This window comes from Azomonas macrocytogenes (genome assembly GCF_014191985.1).
Classification (GTDB): domain Bacteria; phylum Pseudomonadota; class Gammaproteobacteria; order Pseudomonadales; family Pseudomonadaceae; genus Azomonas; species Azomonas macrocytogenes.
Window position 1 is genome coordinate 94,873 of sequence record NZ_JACHXI010000001.1, and the last position, 17,695, is coordinate 112,567.

11 protein-coding genes are annotated in these 17,695 nt (G+C 59.3%); 3 read left to right on the plus strand and 8 right to left on the minus strand.

Annotation, left to right across the window (positions count from 1 at the left end; translation table 11 throughout):
• The 8 genes from cas7e to FHR87_RS00485 form a co-directional block, all read right to left on the minus strand.
• Nucleotides 1-1,035: a type I-E CRISPR-associated protein Cas7/Cse4/CasC gene (gene cas7e / locus FHR87_RS00450; protein WP_183164730.1), complete on the minus strand. Its 1,035-nt coding sequence runs from the start codon at nt 1,033-1,035 to the stop codon at nt 1-3.
• On the minus strand, nt 1,032-1,673 hold the full coding sequence (gene casB, locus FHR87_RS00455) for a type I-E CRISPR-associated protein Cse2/CasB (RefSeq protein ID WP_183164731.1): 642 nt from the start codon (nt 1,671-1,673) through the stop codon (nt 1,032-1,034). The genes cas7e and casB overlap by 4 nt, the downstream gene beginning before the upstream one ends.
• On the minus strand, nt 1,670-3,244 hold the full coding sequence (gene casA / locus FHR87_RS00460) for a type I-E CRISPR-associated protein Cse1/CasA (RefSeq protein WP_183164732.1): 1,575 nt from the start codon (nt 3,242-3,244) through the stop codon (nt 1,670-1,672). Before casA ends, casB begins: the two co-directional genes overlap by 4 nt.
• Before the next feature lie 198 nt (nt 3,245-3,442).
• Entirely contained in the window at nt 3,443-6,181 is a 2,739-nt protein-coding gene (gene cas3 / locus FHR87_RS00465) for a CRISPR-associated helicase Cas3' (protein ID WP_183164733.1), read from the minus strand.
• A gap of 425 nt (nt 6,182-6,606) precedes the next feature.
• Nucleotides 6,607-8,001 (minus strand): Si-specific NAD(P)(+) transhydrogenase, encoded by a 1,395-nt coding sequence (sthA, locus tag FHR87_RS00470; RefSeq protein ID WP_183164734.1) that lies wholly within the window; start codon nt 7,999-8,001, stop codon nt 6,607-6,609.
• A 10-nt stretch (nt 8,002-8,011) separates the two neighbouring features.
• Nucleotides 8,012-8,353, minus strand: coding sequence for a hypothetical protein (locus FHR87_RS00475; protein WP_183164735.1), 342 nt, complete (start codon nt 8,351-8,353; stop codon nt 8,012-8,014).
• A complete protein-coding gene (locus tag FHR87_RS00480; RefSeq protein ID WP_183164736.1) occupies nt 8,350-9,375 on the minus strand; it encodes an FAD:protein FMN transferase in 1,026 nt (341 codons plus the stop codon). Before FHR87_RS00480 ends, FHR87_RS00475 begins: the two co-directional genes overlap by 4 nt.
• A 349-nt stretch (nt 9,376-9,724) precedes the next feature.
• Entirely contained in the window at nt 9,725-11,191 is a 1,467-nt protein-coding gene (locus tag FHR87_RS00485; protein ID WP_183164737.1) for a glyceraldehyde-3-phosphate dehydrogenase, read from the minus strand.
• A 149-nt stretch (nt 11,192-11,340) separates the two neighbouring features.
• Here FHR87_RS00485 and mfd point away from each other — a divergent pair, with 149 nt between their 5' ends.
• The 3 genes from mfd to FHR87_RS00500 are packed head-to-tail and all read left to right on the plus strand — an operon-like array spanning nt 11,341 to nt 17,694.
• A complete protein-coding gene (mfd, locus tag FHR87_RS00490; RefSeq protein WP_183164738.1) occupies nt 11,341-14,787 on the plus strand; it encodes a transcription-repair coupling factor in 3,447 nt (1,148 codons plus the stop codon).
• Between the two features lie 5 nt (nt 14,788-14,792).
• A complete protein-coding gene (locus tag FHR87_RS00495) occupies nt 14,793-15,311 on the plus strand; it encodes a CsiV family protein (protein ID WP_183164739.1) in 519 nt (172 codons plus the stop codon).
• A gap of 19 nt (nt 15,312-15,330) precedes the next feature.
• Nucleotides 15,331-17,694, plus strand: a complete 2,364-nt coding sequence (locus FHR87_RS00500; RefSeq protein WP_183164740.1) for a DEAD/DEAH box helicase — start codon at nt 15,331-15,333, stop codon at nt 17,692-17,694.
• The last annotated feature ends 1 nt before the right edge of the window (nt 17,695 follow it).

Consider the following 17,695-nt stretch of genomic DNA (forward strand, 5'->3'; position numbering starts at 1 on the left):
CTACTCCTGCGCGACAAAATCGAGCAGTTCGGCCAACGTGCCTTCGCCTTTCAGCACATCGAGTTGGTAGCGGCTATCGGCACAAGCGCCATAGACCTTGTCCAGGTTGTCGCGTAACCGCTGCAAGACGTCGATGGATTCGCTCGCATAGTCGCCGCCACTGACTGGCTTGACGAACGCCAGGGACAAGGAGCGCGGTTGCTGCTCACCCTTTTCTGCCAGCACGTAGTGGGCGTAGGCACGACTGGCGAAACTGTTCTGCTTGCCACTGGGGCCAACTTTCAGCGCAGCCTCGGTCAGGGCAATCAACGCCTTCTGAGTCAACTCCTCGTCTGCACCGAGGTTTTTCTTCAGCAGGTCGCGGTCGATGCAGAGGTATTGGTAGAACACGGCGGCGGCGAAGCCAGATTCGCCAATATGGGCTGCGCCCGGATCACTCACGTTCAAGTCGTCCACGGCAGTGAAGTAATCGTCTTCAATGGACGAAGCATGAACGCCGATAGCATGGGCCACCTGCACGGCTGCTTCACCATTGTGTTCGATTTTAGCAGCCAGCATCCGGCCAAACATGGCGATATCCACGGCAGTCTGCCGGTGCAGCAGCGCATTCAGTTCCTCGTCAGTCGGTGCCCGTTTTTCGCTCGCCAGCGTAGCGACCAGTGCATCCAGCGAGGCTCGCTCTTGCGGGGCGATATGCACCAGTTGCTCTATTTCCAGCGGATTATCTTTCTTCACCGCGCCATAGACCTTGGCGATCTGCCCCGCCCATTCGGTGGCCTGTTTCTCGCCAATACCGGCCGCCACCAGCGAATCGAAAGCTTCACGGCCAAGGCGCTTGGTGCGAGTCCCGATGGTCCCGGCCAATTGCTGCTGGAATAGCTCGCAAGTACGCCAGGCACGCTTGAGGCTCTGGGAAGAGATGCGCAAACGCTCCACGCCACCCAGGCGGGCGGTCTTGGGCTGGCCCGAATCATCGCGATTAAGGTTGGCTGGGGGATAGGAGATCAACAGATGCAGCTGTACGAAACGGGTCATGCGTTGGCTTCCTTGTCGGTCATGGGGTCAGTAGCAGCGACTCGCTCCCGAGCGCTCAGGTAGTAGTCGTAAGCCCAGCGGAACTTCACACTATCGCTGGCGTGCAGCGGAGACTGGCCAAGCTCATGTAGCCAGGCGAACAGGTCGGCGGCGAGCTGGGCCACATCGGCCTTGCCGCCGGCAAGTTGTACGGCACGCTGCCATTGCCGATAGAGATCTGCGGAATCCTTGCTGCGCTGCAGGCGCTTGAAGCGCAGCTCGCTCATCACCGGGCGCTCGCGACCCGGCAGGCTACCAAGATGATGCGACAGGCTGAGGCCGTCACGGCGGTCCTCCTTGATTCCGGCCAGCACACCGGCGATCAGCGCCAGGTACTCGTAGGTTCGGGGTGTATCCTTGAGCCAGCCTTTCTCGCCATCCAGGGCGATCAACCGGTCGGCCAGCAGAAAGGTAGCGGACTTTCCCAGCAATTCATCGGTATTGCTGCAACGGCGCAGCTCGGCGCGGTCGCCACGCTTGAGACATGCCAGTTCGGGTGGCAAGGGAGCCTCTTCCGGCTCGCGCGGCTGCAAGGCCCGCCACCACTGCTGCACCCATTTGCGCTGCGCTTCATTCAAGTACTTGCTCCCTGGCTTCATACCCGCTCCTTGTGCTGGGAATTGACGATCTTCCACAACGGTTTCATCGCCTTGCCACCGCTGAGCTCCTTGCCCAGAGCTGCCCGCGCCCGAACCACGCGCTGCATATCCATATCCTCGCTGGGGCCGGCCAGTACCCACTGATCGAACAGCCCCAGAGCCAGACAACGGGAGCGCAGCAGCCAATCGCGATAAACCTCGGCCAGTTGCACTTCCACTTCGAAATCCAGTGCTTCGAGTCCTTCCAGCAAGCGATAGAAGTCCGCTTCGGAGCCTTGCCAGAAGCTCTGCTCGACGGCAGGTTGCGGTTTGGCCTCGCCGGGACGGCGGAACCAGGCAGCCTTGACCTGCTTGTGCAGAGCATTGGCCGTGTCGTTGGCAACATCCAGCAGCGCCTTGACGCAGCGAATGAACCGGCGCTGTTGATCAGCTGCCACGGTGTGCACCGGCAGCGTGCTGTCGTACCAACAGAGGGCTTTCATATTCGACATGTCGTAGCCGAAACACCACAAGCGCACTCGAGGAGTTTTCACCTTGACCGTGAAGTAGGCGACTACCCGGGCCGCCGCCGGCTGATGGTCGTCGTTGCTCAGCACGAGTCCGAGCCAGTCGCGATATCCTCGACCGGCCTGGCGACCTTTAATCGACAAGGGAGGCTTTTCGCCCTTGGGATCGAGACTGTAAGGCGTCAGTGGATGCACCCAGGCGCCAGTGTAGTTGGTGCCGCCGTGGCGGGTTCGGTAATGGCGAATCAGGCGAACGTCCTGGGCACCGCAAATGGCACAATCGCCTTGCCCAACGGTGGACGCATCCAGGCGGATACGCCGTGACATGCTCCAGTAGACCTGCAGTGGATGGACATGCTGGGTCTTGAACGGAGGCATCATTCCCGGCTGCGTGTCCAGTGCACCTGGACCGTCGCTGGTGCGGGTCGGCAGCAGCCAAGGCAACACCTCGTCAGGCTTGGTAAACGCTGGATAGTCGAGCGCATCGAGCGGCAGCACATTCAGCCAGAGTTTCTGCCACAGCGTGGCATGCTCATCGGCGGGCAGCAGCAAGGTAGTCAAGGGACCGCCGCCACGCGCGGAGGTACGCACCCCTCGCCCACCCGCCGGTGCGTTCAGTTGCAGCGTCAGCAGCGCCTGAACGAAACAGCATTCGCACAACCCATGCTCGGCAGCCGGTTTGTTGAAGAAACGGTTGCAGTCCGAGCCGGCATCGATCAGCAGATCCACGACCGGTAGTTGGTTGCTCTCTTCGGACAGGTGCAAATCCTGCATAAAGGCTGGACCATCGTTTTCCAGCAGAAAGGCATCCCGGTAGGGAGCAAAGACGGCTTCCAGCTCTTTGGCGCTGGGTGGGTTACTCCAGCGATCCCGCCATTCCTCCAGATTGATCGGAGCGTAGGCGGTCTGGAGCAGGCCAATCAGGAATTGGTAGAGCGCAGCGTGGAAGTCGGGGCGATGGCCATAAAGATCGACCCAAGCCAGGTCGCCGATATGAACGGGAGAAATCCTTTCACGGCATCCGTTGCCCTTGACCTCCAGCCAGCGGCTGGTCAACAGGTCCATAGCTACTCACTCCTTAAGCAAACGTCCTCAGGCTATTACCAATAGCCTGCCTTGGTCAAGGCAAAAATTAACCCCTTACCCCATTCCTCATACATAATATAAATGCAGTTCCCTGGCAAGCCAGGGATGAACCGTATGAAAAATGCGGTGTGCTCTGTTCCCCGCCCTGGCGGGGATTTTATTTAAGTGCCTGTTCAGCTAATGCCAGCGCAGCCCGATAACCGGGTCATAGCGCATTTCCAGGACATGTCCCCGCTTGTCCACGACCTTGCCGCTCAACACAGCGCCAGCCCCCTGCGCCAATGGCAGAACAAACGCCGGCTCCGCCAGCAACCGGCAGCGTTCCCGCAGTGTCTGCAAGGCAGTGGCGAAGCGCGCTTCCCAGTCAGGTGCGAGCTTTTCCGCGCGGCGCGCATCGATACGGACTGCCGATTGCTCCCAGGGATGGCTTCCCCCCTCACGCAGCGGCCGCAGCTCACCATTCACGTCACGAGCCAGATATAGCGTCAGGGTTTCATCGCCCAAGCGGGTCGGGATGCGGGTGTCTTCGTACCAGCGACCACTGCTGTCGGCACAATAGCCCTTGTCCAGCTTCAGTGCGTTAAACCAGGCCTGGCTTTCCAGCGCGAGATCCTTACCTTTTTGCTCCAGCGAAGCGCGTTGCAAACTGTCCGGGATAGTTTCGGTTTCTTCGCCATAGACCGCCTCGACCAGCCCGCGCACAGCCCCGACCTCTCCCGGTTGTCCCGGACTGGCGATACAACCGGCCCGCGCGAGCGCTCTTGCCCCGAGCCAGAGCTGTCCGGCATCTGGATAGACGAAGCAGGCTTTGGGAAACAGCGCGCAATACCAATCCCCGGCCGGCTTATCGACCGGCTCGGGACCGAACACATGGAGCACCGGTGGCTCGCGTCGCTCGACGCCATCGGGTGCCGGAGCCCCATTGGCCAGGCGGGCATGGCGCTGCAAACGCCCAGCCCGCTGGATCAAGAGGTCGATGGGTGCCAAATCACTGATCATTGCGTCCACGCAGAAGTCCAGACTTTGCTCCAAGACCTGGGTGCCGATCAGTACCTTGCCGCGACGCTCCGCACCGGTGGAATGCTTACCGAAACATGCCAGTACCCGGTCCTCGATATCCAGCCGATCACCCATTGCGAAACGGCTGTGGAACAACAACAGATCCTCGGGAGGCAAGGTTTTGCCCAAGGACTCGTAGGCACGCCGTGCATCTTCCACGGTGTTGCGAATCCAACAGACACAGTGTCCTGCTCGCGCCTGTTCGATAACCAGGACAAATGCAGCCGTTTCGTCATGCAGACCCTGCACCTGTACGCGGCGCTTCAACTGCGGGCGAGTTTCGCAACCGTAGTGGTCCACGCGCGGCCCAACCTGCGTTGCCAGCGGATAACGGCGGTCGTCCGGCAAAGGCTCAGCCGATGCGCCCCGACCGCAGCGGTAGGCAGCCAGCAATTCGTCACGTATCGCCAACGGCAAGGTAGCCGACAGCAGAATGGCACAGCCGCCCTGACGTGCATGGGCTGTCAGCAGCAGTTTCAGCAGCGTCATCAGGTAAGGATCGTAGGCATGCACTTCATCCACCAGCAGTACCTTGCCGACCAATCCAAGTAGGCGTAGCGATTGGTGCCGCACCGGCAACACGGCCAGTAACGCCTGATCCAGCGTACCGACGCCGATCTCGGCGAGTAGCGCTTTCTTGCGACTATCGGCCAGCCAGGCATTGCATTGTGCCGTGGCAGAGATGTCTTCGCAGGCGTAGCTGCGGTCTGCTGGCTGCTCGCTCGGTTGCAACACGCTCTGCCGGAAGCCTTCGATCAGCCCACGAGCACCATGGGCGAGAATCAGAGAAGGATTCGCCGCCTCACCGTACAGGTGCCGGTAGACCTGGCCGACCCGCTGATACATCTGGTTGGCGGTTGCCATGCTCGGCAGCGCGAAATACAACCCACCACCCAAGCCAGCCTGCATCAGGCGCTGAGTGAGGATAAGTGCCGCCTCGGTCTTGCCGGCACCGGTCACATCTTCCAGCAGGAACAGCTGCGGCCCGGTTTCGAGCGGTACCTCAGCCGCGTAGCGCTGGAGCGGCGTTGGTTTGTGCAGATAATCAAAAACGGCCTCGGGCCGCTCCCAGTGACGAATCGGCTGCGCTTCGAGTCCGGCGTGCGTCACGGCCCGCGTTGCTTGGGGGAGCGCCTGGGCTTGCCAGTATTCGACCAGCTCCAGCGGCGTACTGCGATACGAAAAAAACGCCTGATTGGAGCCTAGCCAATCTGCCAGCACGGCTAGTCCGGCCAGGCGCCAGGCATGGCGGCACAGAATCTTATCCTGTCCGCGCCCAGGCTTTGGAATACCCCCAGGCAGCAACCAGGCGACGACGTGCTCGACAAATTCCCACGCCGCTCGCCGGTCCTCCCGCAGGAAATAATCCTCGGCTGCCAGTGCAATCAATCCGCCGCCTTCAGCGTCCTCCGGTGGCCTGCCATGATGTCCGGCAGCAGTGCGCATCCACACAGCCCAGAACTCGCTGTCCGAACCTGGCAAGGCATCGGCAGGAAAGCCTTCGGCCAATATATCGCGCCAGAACAGCCAGCTGAGTGTGTCGTGCCGTTTCAGGTACGGCTTGCCCAAGGCAGGAACCAGGTGGGGAGAAAGATCGGGTACCAACGCCTGGAAGCCGCGGGCAAACTTGCCCAAGTCATGCAACACAAGAAAGAAGACGAACAAGCCATCCACTACCTCAAGAGGCCAATTCAACTCGTTGGCCAGGTTCTCCAACGAAAACTGCGGTAGCGCCAGCAAGGCCCGACCACATGCGGCGACATCCAAGGCATGGAAAACCAGTAAATGAAATTTCGCCGAACCGGCCTGTTCAGGCGATGCCTTGCCCCAATAGGAAAAGCAGGTGATCTGACTCATGGCTCAGCCTCGGTCCGGCTGAACGATATTCGATTGGGCCTGCTGACAGGCATGTTCCAATGCATATATGTTTCTTTCTTGAAATAACCAGATGCCATTGCCCAAGAAACCATTCTGACAACCGCTGAATGCCCTCGCGGTAAACGCCAGGACACATCCTTGCGCAGTGGAAAATGCGGATGCGCTGAAAGCTTTATCCCGAATCAGCCGATAAAGAACCAGCCAGGTACTGTACGAGAGTTAGCCACACGAAGTAGAGAGGGAGAACACGCATGTTCTCCCTCGAATAAAACGTTTACCACCAGGGTATTCGTAAAAACCAGACCTGCTGCCTGATTAGAAGCTTTCCCGATTCGGCCAGCGCCAGGCTGCCGAATCGGTGAGGGCATCTTCCCCGCCCGGCTCAGGCCACCGGGCGGAGCCGCTCAAAAAAGCCGGTTGAGCCCATCGAACGCCGCGACTCGGTAGGCTTCGGCCATGGTTGGATAGTTGAAGGTGGTGTTGACGAAGAACTTGAGAGTATTGCCTTCTCCCGGCTGGTTCATGATCGCCTGGCCGATATGCACGATTTCCGAAGCCTGGTAGCCGAAACAATGCACACCCAGAATCTCCAGGGTCTCGCGATGGAAGAGGATCTTCAGCATGCCGACTTCCTCACCGGAAATCTGCGCGCGCGCCATGCCTTTGAAGAACGCTTTGCCGACTTCGTAAGGGATCTTGGCCTGAGTCAGTTCGCGCTCGTTCTTGCCGATGGAGCTGATCTCGGGAATGGTGTAGATACCGGTCGGCACATCGTCGACGAAGCGGCAGCTGTCGTTCTCGACGATGCTACCGGCAGCGGAACGACCCTGGTCGTAGGCGGCACTGGCCAAGGATGGCCAGCCGATCACATCGCCCGCCGCATAGATGTTCGGGACCTCGGTACGATATTGCTGATCGACCTGGATCTGCCCACGGCTATTGGCTTTGAGACCGATGTTTTCGAGCTTCAGGCTGTCGGTATTACCGGTACGGCCGTTACACCAGAGGAAGGCATCGGCCTTGATCTTCTTGCCCGACTTGAGGTGGAGAATCACCCCGTTGGTGATGCCTTCGACCCGCTCGTATTCCTCGTTATGGCGAATCAGTACGTTGTTGTAGCGCAAGTGGTAGCTGAGTGCGTCAGAGATTTCGTCATCGAGGAAGCTGAGCAACTGGTCGCGGTTGTCGATCAGGTCGACCAGAACGCCCAGCCCACTGAAGATCGACGCGTATTCGGTACCGATAACACCAGCTCCGTAGATGATCAGACGGCGCGGCGTATGGCCAAGGTTGAGAATGGTGTCGCTGTCATAGATCCGTGGATGATTGAAATCGACATCAGCCGGACGATAAGGCCGGGAACCGGTGGCAATAATGACCTGCTTGGCCGTCAGACGCTCAAGGACGCCGTTATGGGAAAACACTTCCACGGTGTTCTCATCGGCAAAGCTGGCGGTACCGAAGAAAATATCGATGCGGTTGCGCGCATAGTAGCTGGTGCGTGAAGTCACCTGTTTGGCGATGACTCTTTCCGCGCTTTTCAGCACATCGGGAAAGGAAAACCAACGAGGTTCGCCGATCTGACGGAACAGCGGATTGGTGTTGTACTGCAGGATCTGCCGCACCGAATGGCGCAGCGCTTTGGATGGAATGGTCCCCAGATGGGTGCAACCACCGCCGAGCTGGCTGTAGTTTTCAACTACGGCAACCTTGCGCCCTGCCTTTGAGGCATTCATTGCAGCGCCTTCACCTGCCGGGCCGGAGCCCAGTATCACTACGTCATAGTTATAGACAGCCATAATCACTCCTTTAACGCAGCAGGCAACCTCTCAGTCTGCTGCGGTTGACGAATCCATCGAAGGCCAGCTCAATCCGCCCCGCTTCGTTTAGCCTCATGATGCCAGCAAATCCCTTGACGGGCTGTTGGCAAAAAGTCTGGCACGAGCACTGATTTCGCTGGAATTTCAAGCGTTGATGAAGCCTGTTTCGTCGACTCTGTGTACGTTTTTGCTGCTTGGCCCGGTGATCCTTGCTGGAGCGATCACTCTTGTCGTCATTCGGGCCATCGCCAGAACCATGAATGGCAATGACGGTATCTGCCATGCCGAAAACCATCGACGGCATGACGAAAAAAACCGGCGAACCGGTCATTTTTTATCCTTGATGGCGAACAGCCGGTCGAACGCTTCAGTATGCTGCGCAACGAATCCCTGGTCGCCATGGGTTACGAAGAGCGCTGCAATACCTTTTTGGGTGGCAAAATCGAAACCACGTTCGGGCCCCATGACCATCAGCGTGGTCGACAGGCCGTCTGCCCGCATTGCCGACGGCTCCGCAACCGTGACGGCAGCGAGCTTATGCGTAATCGGTGCACCGGTCTGCGGGTCCAGCGTATGCGAGTAGCGTTTGCCATTTTCCTCGTAATAGTTGCGGTAATCGCCAGAGGTGGAAATCGAATAGCCGTCCAGCTCGATGACTTCCTGGAGCGAGCGCTCGTTTTCCCTGGGAGCTTCGATAGCAACTCGCCATGAGGAACCATCCGGTTTCTTGCCTTGAGCACGCAGCTCACCGGTGATTTCCACCAGATAGCTTTTCACCCCCAGCGCCTCGAGATGCGCCACCACCAGGTCGACGGCGTAGCCGGCAGCGATGCTGTTGAAATCCACCTGTAGCTCGATGTCCTTGCACAAACGCCCATGGTCGATGTGCAGATAGCGATGATCGACCCGCTGGCGTACCTTGGCGATCTGCTCTGCAGTCGGCAACCGTTCGACGCGGCCATGGGGGCCGAATCCCCAGAGTTCGAGCAGGGGTTCGACCGTCAAATCCAGTGCCCCATCGCTTTCGATTGCCAGTTGTTCACCCACGGTAACCAGCTTGAGAACGCTTTCAGGCATGTTCTCGCAGCTACCTGCCGGCAAAGCGTTGAATTTCTGGATGGCGGAATCAGGGCGGTAGGTAGACAGATCCTTGTCGATTCCGGCCAGTATCGCCTCGGTTTCGCGCTTCAGCAGAGTTGGCTCGGGCGTAGCCTCGGTGCGGACATACTTGATCGAATAGGTACTGCCCATGGTCAGGCCAACGAATTCCTCGACCTTGTCCTGACGAAAACAACCCACCACTAGCGTCGCCAGGACGAGAATGGTGACGGGCCGCCACCGGGTCTTGTTCATGTCAGCCACCGAAGCCATCGAGCAGGAATCGCTCCAGCCGCGTACCGGACCGCTTCGATAGTGTAATTGTGGTTATCAGGACGCTTTTCATGCATAGGCCATACGCTTTGAACTCACGGTACTTGCAGCAAGCGAAAAGAAAATCCGCCCGATTATAGAGGTCGCACAGCAACAGAAACCACCCGGCGTGCTTATTCTTTACGCGATGAAAAAAAATGGAAATGTTTTACGATCCAGCATCATCACCCTAAAAAAGGGCCCGAATAATGCCGAAATTCTGGAATTGGAAAGCAGAAAACAAAAAAACCGCCTCTTGAAGAAGCGGTTTTTTTTACGCGCAGGCACTACGTCAGTGTGGGAAAACCGGCGGATTCACGCCAGCCATTTCCTCCATGACGCGAACCACCTGGTGACTGTAACCAAACTCGTTGTCGTACCAGACATACAAGACAACCCGGTTGTCGTTACAGATAGTCGCTTCGGCATCGACCACACCGGCATGCCGGGACCCGACGAAGTCGGTAGAAACCACTTCCGGCGAATTGACGAAATCGATCTGCTTCTGCAAATCCGAATGCATGGCCATCTGGCGCAAGTATTCGTTGACTTCATCGCGGTCGGTGGCTTTTTCCAGGGTCAGGTTGAGGATGGCCATGGAAACGTTCGGCGTGGGCACGCGGATGGCATTGCCGGTCAGCTTGCCCTTCAGCACGGGTAGCGCCTTGGCGGCGGCAGTGGCAGCACCGGTTTCGGTAATGACCATGTTCAATGGTGCGCTGCGGCCACGACGACTGCCTTTGTGGAAGTTGTCGATCAAATTCTGATCATTGGTGTAGGAATGCACGGTTTCCACATGCCCATGGACGATACCGAATTTATCGTAGATGGCCTTGAGCACCGGAACGATGGCGTTGGTGGTACAGGAAGCGGCAGTGATGATCTTGTCGTCGGCGGTGATTTCGCCATGGTTGATACCATGTACGATATTCTTCAACGCACCCTTGCCCGGTGCAGTGAGCACCACCCGGTCGACGCCAGGACATTTCAGATGCAGGCTGAGCCCTTCGGCGTCGCGCCACTTGCCGGTGTTGTCCACTAGCAAGGCCTGCTCGATACCATACTGGGTGTAGTCCACTGAGGACGGGTCGTTGGAATAGATGACCTGGACCAGATTACCGTTGACCGTAAGCGTATTGCGCTCTCCGTCAACGGTGATGGTACCGTCGAATGGGCCATGCACGGAATCGCGACGCAACAGGCTGGCGCGCTTGACCAGATCGTCGTCCGAGCCCTTGCGTACAACGATGGCCCGCAGGCGCAACCCGTCACCGCCGCCGGTCTTCTCGACCAGGATGCGGGCCAGCAAGCGACCGATACGGCCGAAGCCGTACAGCACCACATCGGTTCCCTTGCGTGGGTTGGTGTTGCGTTTGCCAGCAATCTCGGCCAGCTCTTCACGCACGAACTGGTCGAGATTGCGGCCGTTGCCCTCTGCCCTGAACTTGCCCACCAACTTGCCCAGATCCACCGAGGCCGCTCCCAGCGCCATGTCGCTCATGGTCTTGAGTATCTGGAAGGTATCGTGTACCGACAGCTCTTCGTGATCGCTGACACGATGACGAGCAAAGCGATGCGCCTTGAGGATGGCGATCACCGAGCGATTGATCAGGCCACGACCGTAAATCGAAGTGACTACATTGTTGTTACGATACAATTGGCCTATCAGCGGGATCATCGCCTCGGCTTGGGCTTCGCGGTCGATCCATTCTCCAAGGCACTGGTCGGTCGTCTGAGTCACAGGCAGTTCCTTCCACATGTAGTGGCTTATGAAAAGGGACTACATCATGACATTCCCTCGTGTCGCCGGCAATCCGCAATCAGGACCAGCTATCCCGGACACTGACAGCCGAGAGCCGCGATAGTTACAATCACCGATTCACCTATTATCCGGAGCCATGCCGCCTCGTGTCCGTATTGCGCCTTCCGCCTATGCCCGCCGCCAGTGGCAAACAACACTGGGGAAATCTGTCCGGAGCCACGCTCAGCCTGGCCATCGCCGAGGCAGCCAGTGCTGCTGAACGCTTCACGCTGTTGCTCACTCCGGATAGCCAGAGCGCCGAACGTCTCGAAGAAGAGTTGGCGTTCTTCGCTCCGGAATTGCCTGTCCTGCATTTTCCCGACCGGGAAACCCTGCCCTACGATCTGTTTTCGCCACACCAGGACATCATTTCCCAGCGCGTCGATACCCTCTACAAGCTACCCGGCCTGCGCAACGGTGTGCTGGTGGTACCGATCACCACGGCGCTGCATCGCCTGGCGCCCGCACGCTTTCTATTGGGCTCGAGCCTGGTTCTGGATATCGGCCAGCGGCTGGATGTCGAGCAGATGCGCGCGCAATTGGAGGCGGCCGGCTACCGCTGCGTGGAAACCGTCTACGAACATGGCGAATTCGCTGTACGCGGTGCGCTGGTCGATCTATTCCCTATGGGTAGCGACTTGCCTTTCCGGATCGACTTGTTCGACGACGAAATAGAAACCTTGCGTACCTTCGAACCGGAAACCCAGCGCTCGATCGACAAGGTCGAATCAGTGCGCCTGCTGCCGGCTCGGGAATTTCCGCTGCACAAGGAATCGATCACCGGATTCCGGGCCCGCTTCCGCGAGCGCTTCGATGTGGACTTTCGCCGCTGCCCGATCTACCAGGATCTAACCAGCGGGATCACGCCTGCCGGTATCGAGTATTACCTGCCGCTGTTCTTCGACGAAACCTCGACCCTGTTCGATTATCTACCGGCCGATACCCAGGTGTTTTCCCTGCCGGGCATAGAGCAGGCTGCCGAAAACTTCTGGAGCGACGTACGCAATCGCTACGAGGAACGCCGCTACGATCTGGAACGCCCGCTGCTGCCGCCGGCAGACCTGTTCGTCCCGGTGGAGGATTGCTTCGCCCGCCTCAAACGCTGGCCGCGCGTGGTAGCCGACCAAGGCGACGTGGAACCCGGCGTCGGGTGCGAACGCTTTCCGGCCAGTACCCTGCCGGAGCTCTCTATCGAGGGCAAAGCCAGTGAGCCGCTCGGTGCCTTGCGCCGCTATCTGGACAGCTTTCCCGGCCGGGTCCTGTTTACCGCTGAATCGGCCGGTCGCCGCGAAGTGCTGCTGGAACTGCTGGCACGCCTGAAGATCCGCCCGCAGGAAGTCGACGGCTGGCCGGGCTTTCTGGCCAGCCCCGAACGCCTGGCGATTACCATTGCCGCTCCAGCGCAGGGACTGCAGTTCGAAGAGCTGGCGGTCATCGCCGAAAGCCAGCTGTTCGGCCAACGGGTAATGCAGCGCCGCCGCCGGGAAAAGAGTCGCGACAGCGGCGACAATGTCGTCAAGAACCTCACCGAGCTGCGCGAAGGCGCCCCGGTGGTGCATCTGGATCATGGCGTAGGACGTTACCTGGGCCTGGTGACCCTGGAGGTCGAGGGGCAGGCGGCAGAATTTCTCATGCTGCAATATGCCGAAGAGGCCAAGCTCTACGTTCCGGTCGCCAATCTGCACTTGATCGCCCGCTACACCGGCAGCGATGACGCCCTCGCCCCGCTGCACCGCCTCGGTTCCGAGCAATGGCAGAAAGCCCGCCGCAAGGCCGCTGAACAGGTGCGCGACGTAGCCGCCGAACTGCTCGATATCTATGCCCGCCGCGCCGCCCGCAAGGGCTTCGCCTTCATGGATCCGACAGCCGACTACGAAACCTTCAGTGCCGGTTTCCCCTTTGAGGAAACCCCCGACCAACAAACGGCCATCGAGGCAGTACGCACCGATATGCTTGCCGCCAAGCCCATGGATCGCCTGGTCTGCGGCGATGTCGGCTTCGGCAAGACCGAAGTTGCCATGCGCGCCGCGTTCATCGCTGTCCACAGCGGCCGCCAGGTTGCCGTGCTGGTACCCACCACCCTGCTCGCCCAACAGCACTACAACAGCTTTCGCGACCGCTTTGCCGACTGGCCGGTGACGGTCGAGGTCATGAGCCGCTTCAAATCGGCCAAAGATGTAGACAAGGCCATCGCCGAGTTGGCCGAAGGCAAGATCGATATCGTCATCGGCACGCACAAGCTGCTGCAAGGCGATGTGAAGTTCAAGAATTTGGGCCTGGCGATCATCGACGAAGAGCACCGTTTCGGCGTACGCCACAAGGAGCAGCTAAAAGCTCTGCGCAGCGAGGTGGATATCCTTACGCTGACTGCCACACCGATCCCGCGTACCCTGAACATGGCGGTTTCCGGCATGCGTGACCTGTCGATCATCGCCACGCCGCCCGCGCGCCGGTTATCGGTACGCACCTTCGTCATGGAACAGCAAAACGCCGTGATCAAGGAAGCGCTGCTGCGCGAGCTGCTGCGCGGCGGCCAGGTCTATTATCTGCACAACGAAGTCAAAAGCATCGAGAAATGCGCCCGCGATCTGGCCGAACTGGTGCCCGAAGCACGCATCGCCATCGGCCACGGGCAGATGCGCGAGCGCGACCTCGAGCACGTGATGAGCGACTTCTACCACAAACGCTTCAACGTGCTGGTGGCCTCGACCATCATCGAGACCGGCATCGACGTGCCCAGCGCCAACACCATCATCATCGAGCGCGCCGACAAGTTCGGCCTGGCCCAGTTGCATCAACTGCGTGGTCGTGTCGGTCGTAGCCACCACCAGGCCTACGCCTATCTGCTCACGCCACCGAAAAAGCAGATGACCGACGATGCGCAAAAGCGCCTAGAGGCTATCGCTGGTGCCCAGGACCTGGGTGCCGGTTTCATCCTCGCTACTCACGATCTGGAAATTCGCGGTGCTGGCGAGTTGCTCGGCGAAGGTCAGAGCGGACAGATCCAGGCCGTCGGCTTCACGCTTTACATGGAAATGCTGGAACGCGCGGTCAAGGCCATCCGCAAGGGCGAGGAGCCGAACCTGGAGCAGCCACTGGGTAGCGGCGTGGACATCAATCTACGCGTGCCGGCACTGATTCCCGAGGACTACCTGCCAGATGTGCATGCCCGACTGATTCTTTACAAACGCATCGCTTCGGCAGAAAGCACAGATTCACTGAAAGAACTGCAGGTCGAGATGATCGACCGTTTCGGCCTGTTGCCCGAACCGACCAAGAACCTGATGCGCCTGACGGCATTGAAACAGCATGCCGAACGACTGGGAATCGCCAAAATCGATGCCGGGCCGCAGGGTGGGCGCATCGAATTCACCGGCAACACCTGCGTTGATCCGCTGGTTCTGGTCAAACTGATCCAGACACAGCCCAACCGCTATCGACTGGAAGGCGCTACGCTATTCAAGTTCCAGGTACCCATGGAGCGTCCGGAAGATCGCTTCGATATCCTCGAAGCTCTCGTGGAACGCCTTAATCCTGCGGACAAAAACGAATGAAAGGGATGCGCCTTTTTCTTGCTCTTCTAACGTTGGGCAGTCCACTGGCGCAGGCCGAGCAGTTTTTTCACGTCGAGCTGGTCTTTTTCCGGTATACGCATGCCCCACTGGACAACGGCCAGCCGGCACCTGACGACTGGGCGCAGGGTACCGAGCCGCTCGCTGCAAGCAATCTTCAAGCCCCCAGGCTGGTGCAGAAAACCCTGGGCCTGACCGCCGAAAAGGGCTACACGATCCTGCTGCACAAGGCCTGGCGGCAAGAATTGTCCGAGATACCGGTGAATATTGCCGTACATGGCACAAATCCCCGGCTCGAGCTTTTTCCGGTGCAGGGCAAACTGCGCCTCAATGTAACGAAACAGATCGATGCCGACGCCAGTTTCTGGGTCAATCGTTTTGATACCCAGGGTCGGCTCATCGGTACCGAAAGCCTGATCCAGAAAATGCGCCTGCTACATTCGGGCGAGCTGTATTACCTGGATCATGGCAGCCTGGGCTTGCTGATCCAGGTAACCCGACTTTAAGCAAACACAGGCCCGCGAAATGTCCGACGCTTCCAAGCAGCATTCGCCACCAGCCAGTCAATCGGCAGCTGACGCAACCGAAGAAACGTCTCTCGACGATCTGCAACCGACTGCCCAACTCAGCCTTGGTACCCATCGTTTCATCAATTACCAGCCCGGTAACAGGCGCATGGTCAATGAACAGCAGCATCGGGCCGGCCTCAGTTTTCTATATGCCGACATTCGTGTCTGGGGCAAGGCCAAGGCCGGTGAACAAATCCGCTACAGAACGGATGAGCACTCTCTGAGCATCGCTCGCCAGCCAAAAAGCGAGCAGGCCTTGCGCCAGGAGCTGCAGGCGCTCGGTTTCAGCCCTGCCTTGCGCCAGAGCCAGGCCTTGCCCAAAGACTCGGCAGAAATGTACGAGCTGCCCAACGACGCGGCCTGGCTGCGCTTCGCCCAGGAACAGTTGCCTCTTCTGCGCAGCCAGGGCTGGCGGATCGATATCCAGCCCGGCTTCAATTTCGAGCTGCTGACGGTGGATGACTGGTATGCGGACGTGACGGAATCCAGCGAATCGAGTTGGTTCGATCTGGAAGTAGGCATCGTGGTGAAAGGCGAACGTCTCAGTCTGCTGCCGATCCTGCTCAAGGTGATCCGCTCCACACCGACCTTGCTCGACCCTACCTTTCTTGCTCGCAAAAACGATGACGAACCGCTGCGCTTGCAACTGCACAAACGCGCCGATGACGCTCACGCACCACAGGTAGCACTGCCTTTCGGGCGCCTGAAACCTATCCTGGGCCTGCTTGCCGAGTTCCACCTGCGCGAACAATCAAGCGAACCGACACTACGCATGCGCCGCGCCGATGCCGCGCGCCTCGCCCAGCTCGACAGGCTCGATCTGCACTGGCGGGGCGGTGAACAGCTGCTCGACTTTGCCCGCCGCCTGCGCGACTACCGCCAGCAGGCAGTGACAACACCGGCAGGCTTGCAGGCCGAGCTGCGGCCCTATCAACTGGAAGGCCTGCGCTGGATGCAAACCCTGCGCACCCTGGAAATCGGCGGCATCCTCGCCGACGACATGGGGCTGGGTAAAACGCTGCAGACACTGGCTCACCTGCTGACGGAAAAACAGGCCGGCAGGCTCGACCGACCGGCATTGGTGGTCATGCCCACCAGCCTGATTCCTAATTGGGAAGACGAGGCCGCCCGTTTCGCCCCGCAACTCAAGCTACTCACCCTGCATGGTCCGGCCAGGCAGCAATATTTCGGCCAGCTCGCCAGCTACGACCTGCTGCTGACCACCTATGCCCTACTGCCCAGAGATATCGAAAAGCTGGCCGAACATCCCCTGCACCTGCTGATTCTCGACGAGGCGCAGAACATCAAGAACGCCTCCAGCAAAGCGGCCCTGGCTGTCAGTCGGCTTCCTACACGACATCGCCTGTGCCTGACCGGCACCCCCCTGGAAAATCACCTGGGCGAACTCTGGTCGCTATTCCACTTCCTCATGCCAGGCTGGCTGGGCGACACGGCCACCTTCAAGCGCGACTATCGCACCCCGATCGAAAAGCACGGCGACAATACCCGCTTGCAGCACCTCAGCGCACGGATCAAACCCTTCCTGCTCAGACGCAGGAAGGAAGACGTGGCCAGCGAATTGCCACCAAAAAACGAAATCGTGCACTGGGTCGAACTCAGTCCGGCGCAACGCGATCTCTACGAGACCGTGCGCTTGGCCATGGACCGCAAGGTTCGCGACGAAATCGAACACAAGGGGCTGGCCCGCAGCCAGCTCGTCATCTTCGATGCCCTGCTGCGATTACGGCAGGTTTGCTGTGATCTGCGCCTGATCAAGACAATGACCAAGCGGCCGAGCGGTGGCAGCTCTGGCAAGCTGGACAGCCTGCTGGAAATGCTCGAAGAACTACTGGCCGAGGGGCGTCGCGTACTGCTGTTTTCGCAATTCACCTCGATGCTGGCCCTGATCGGCGAGGAACTGGAGCAACGCGGCCTGCACTATGTCCAGATCACCGGCAAGACCAGTGACCGCCGCACCCCCGTGAAACGCTTCCAGAACGGCGAAGTGCAGCTGTTTCTGATCAGCCTCAAGGCCGGCGGGACCGGGCTCAACCTGACCGCCGCCGACACCGTCATCCACTATGACCCCTGGTGGAATCCGGCAGCCCAGGACCAGGCGACCGACCGCGCTTACCGTATTGGGCAGGACAAGCCTGTGTTCGTCTACAAGTTGATCGCGCGCGGCACGGTGGAAGAAAAGATCCAGCAGTTGCAGAAACGCAAGGCAGCGCTCGCCGCTAACGTACTGGAACAGGACGGCAGCAGCGACTGGCAACTGGAACAGAGCGACATCGATGCACTATTGGCACCGTTGCCCTGAA

Coding starts and splice junctions, on each gene's coding strand:
- cas7e (WP_183164730.1), bottom strand. CDS start 1,035: ATGACCCGTTTCGTACAGCTGCATCTGTTGATCTCCTATCCCCCAGCC.
- casB (WP_183164731.1), bottom strand. CDS start 1,673: ATGAAGCCAGGGAGCAAGTACTTGAATGAAGCGCAGCGCAAATGGGTG.
- casA (WP_183164732.1), bottom strand. CDS start 3,244: ATGGACCTGTTGACCAGCCGCTGGCTGGAGGTCAAGGGCAACGGATGC.
- cas3 (WP_183164733.1), bottom strand. CDS start 6,181: ATGAGTCAGATCACCTGCTTTTCCTATTGGGGCAAGGCATCGCCTGAA.
- sthA (WP_183164734.1), bottom strand. CDS start 8,001: ATGGCTGTCTATAACTATGACGTAGTGATACTGGGCTCCGGCCCGGCA.
- FHR87_RS00475 (WP_183164735.1), bottom strand. CDS start 8,353: ATGACCGGTTCGCCGGTTTTTTTCGTCATGCCGTCGATGGTTTTCGGC.
- FHR87_RS00480 (WP_183164736.1), bottom strand. CDS start 9,375: ATGAACAAGACCCGGTGGCGGCCCGTCACCATTCTCGTCCTGGCGACG.
- FHR87_RS00485 (WP_183164737.1), bottom strand. CDS start 11,191: ATGTGGAAGGAACTGCCTGTGACTCAGACGACCGACCAGTGCCTTGGA.
- FHR87_RS00495 (WP_183164739.1), top strand. CDS start 14,793: ATGCGCCTTTTTCTTGCTCTTCTAACGTTGGGCAGTCCACTGGCGCAG.
- FHR87_RS00500 (WP_183164740.1), top strand. CDS start 15,331: ATGTCCGACGCTTCCAAGCAGCATTCGCCACCAGCCAGTCAATCGGCA.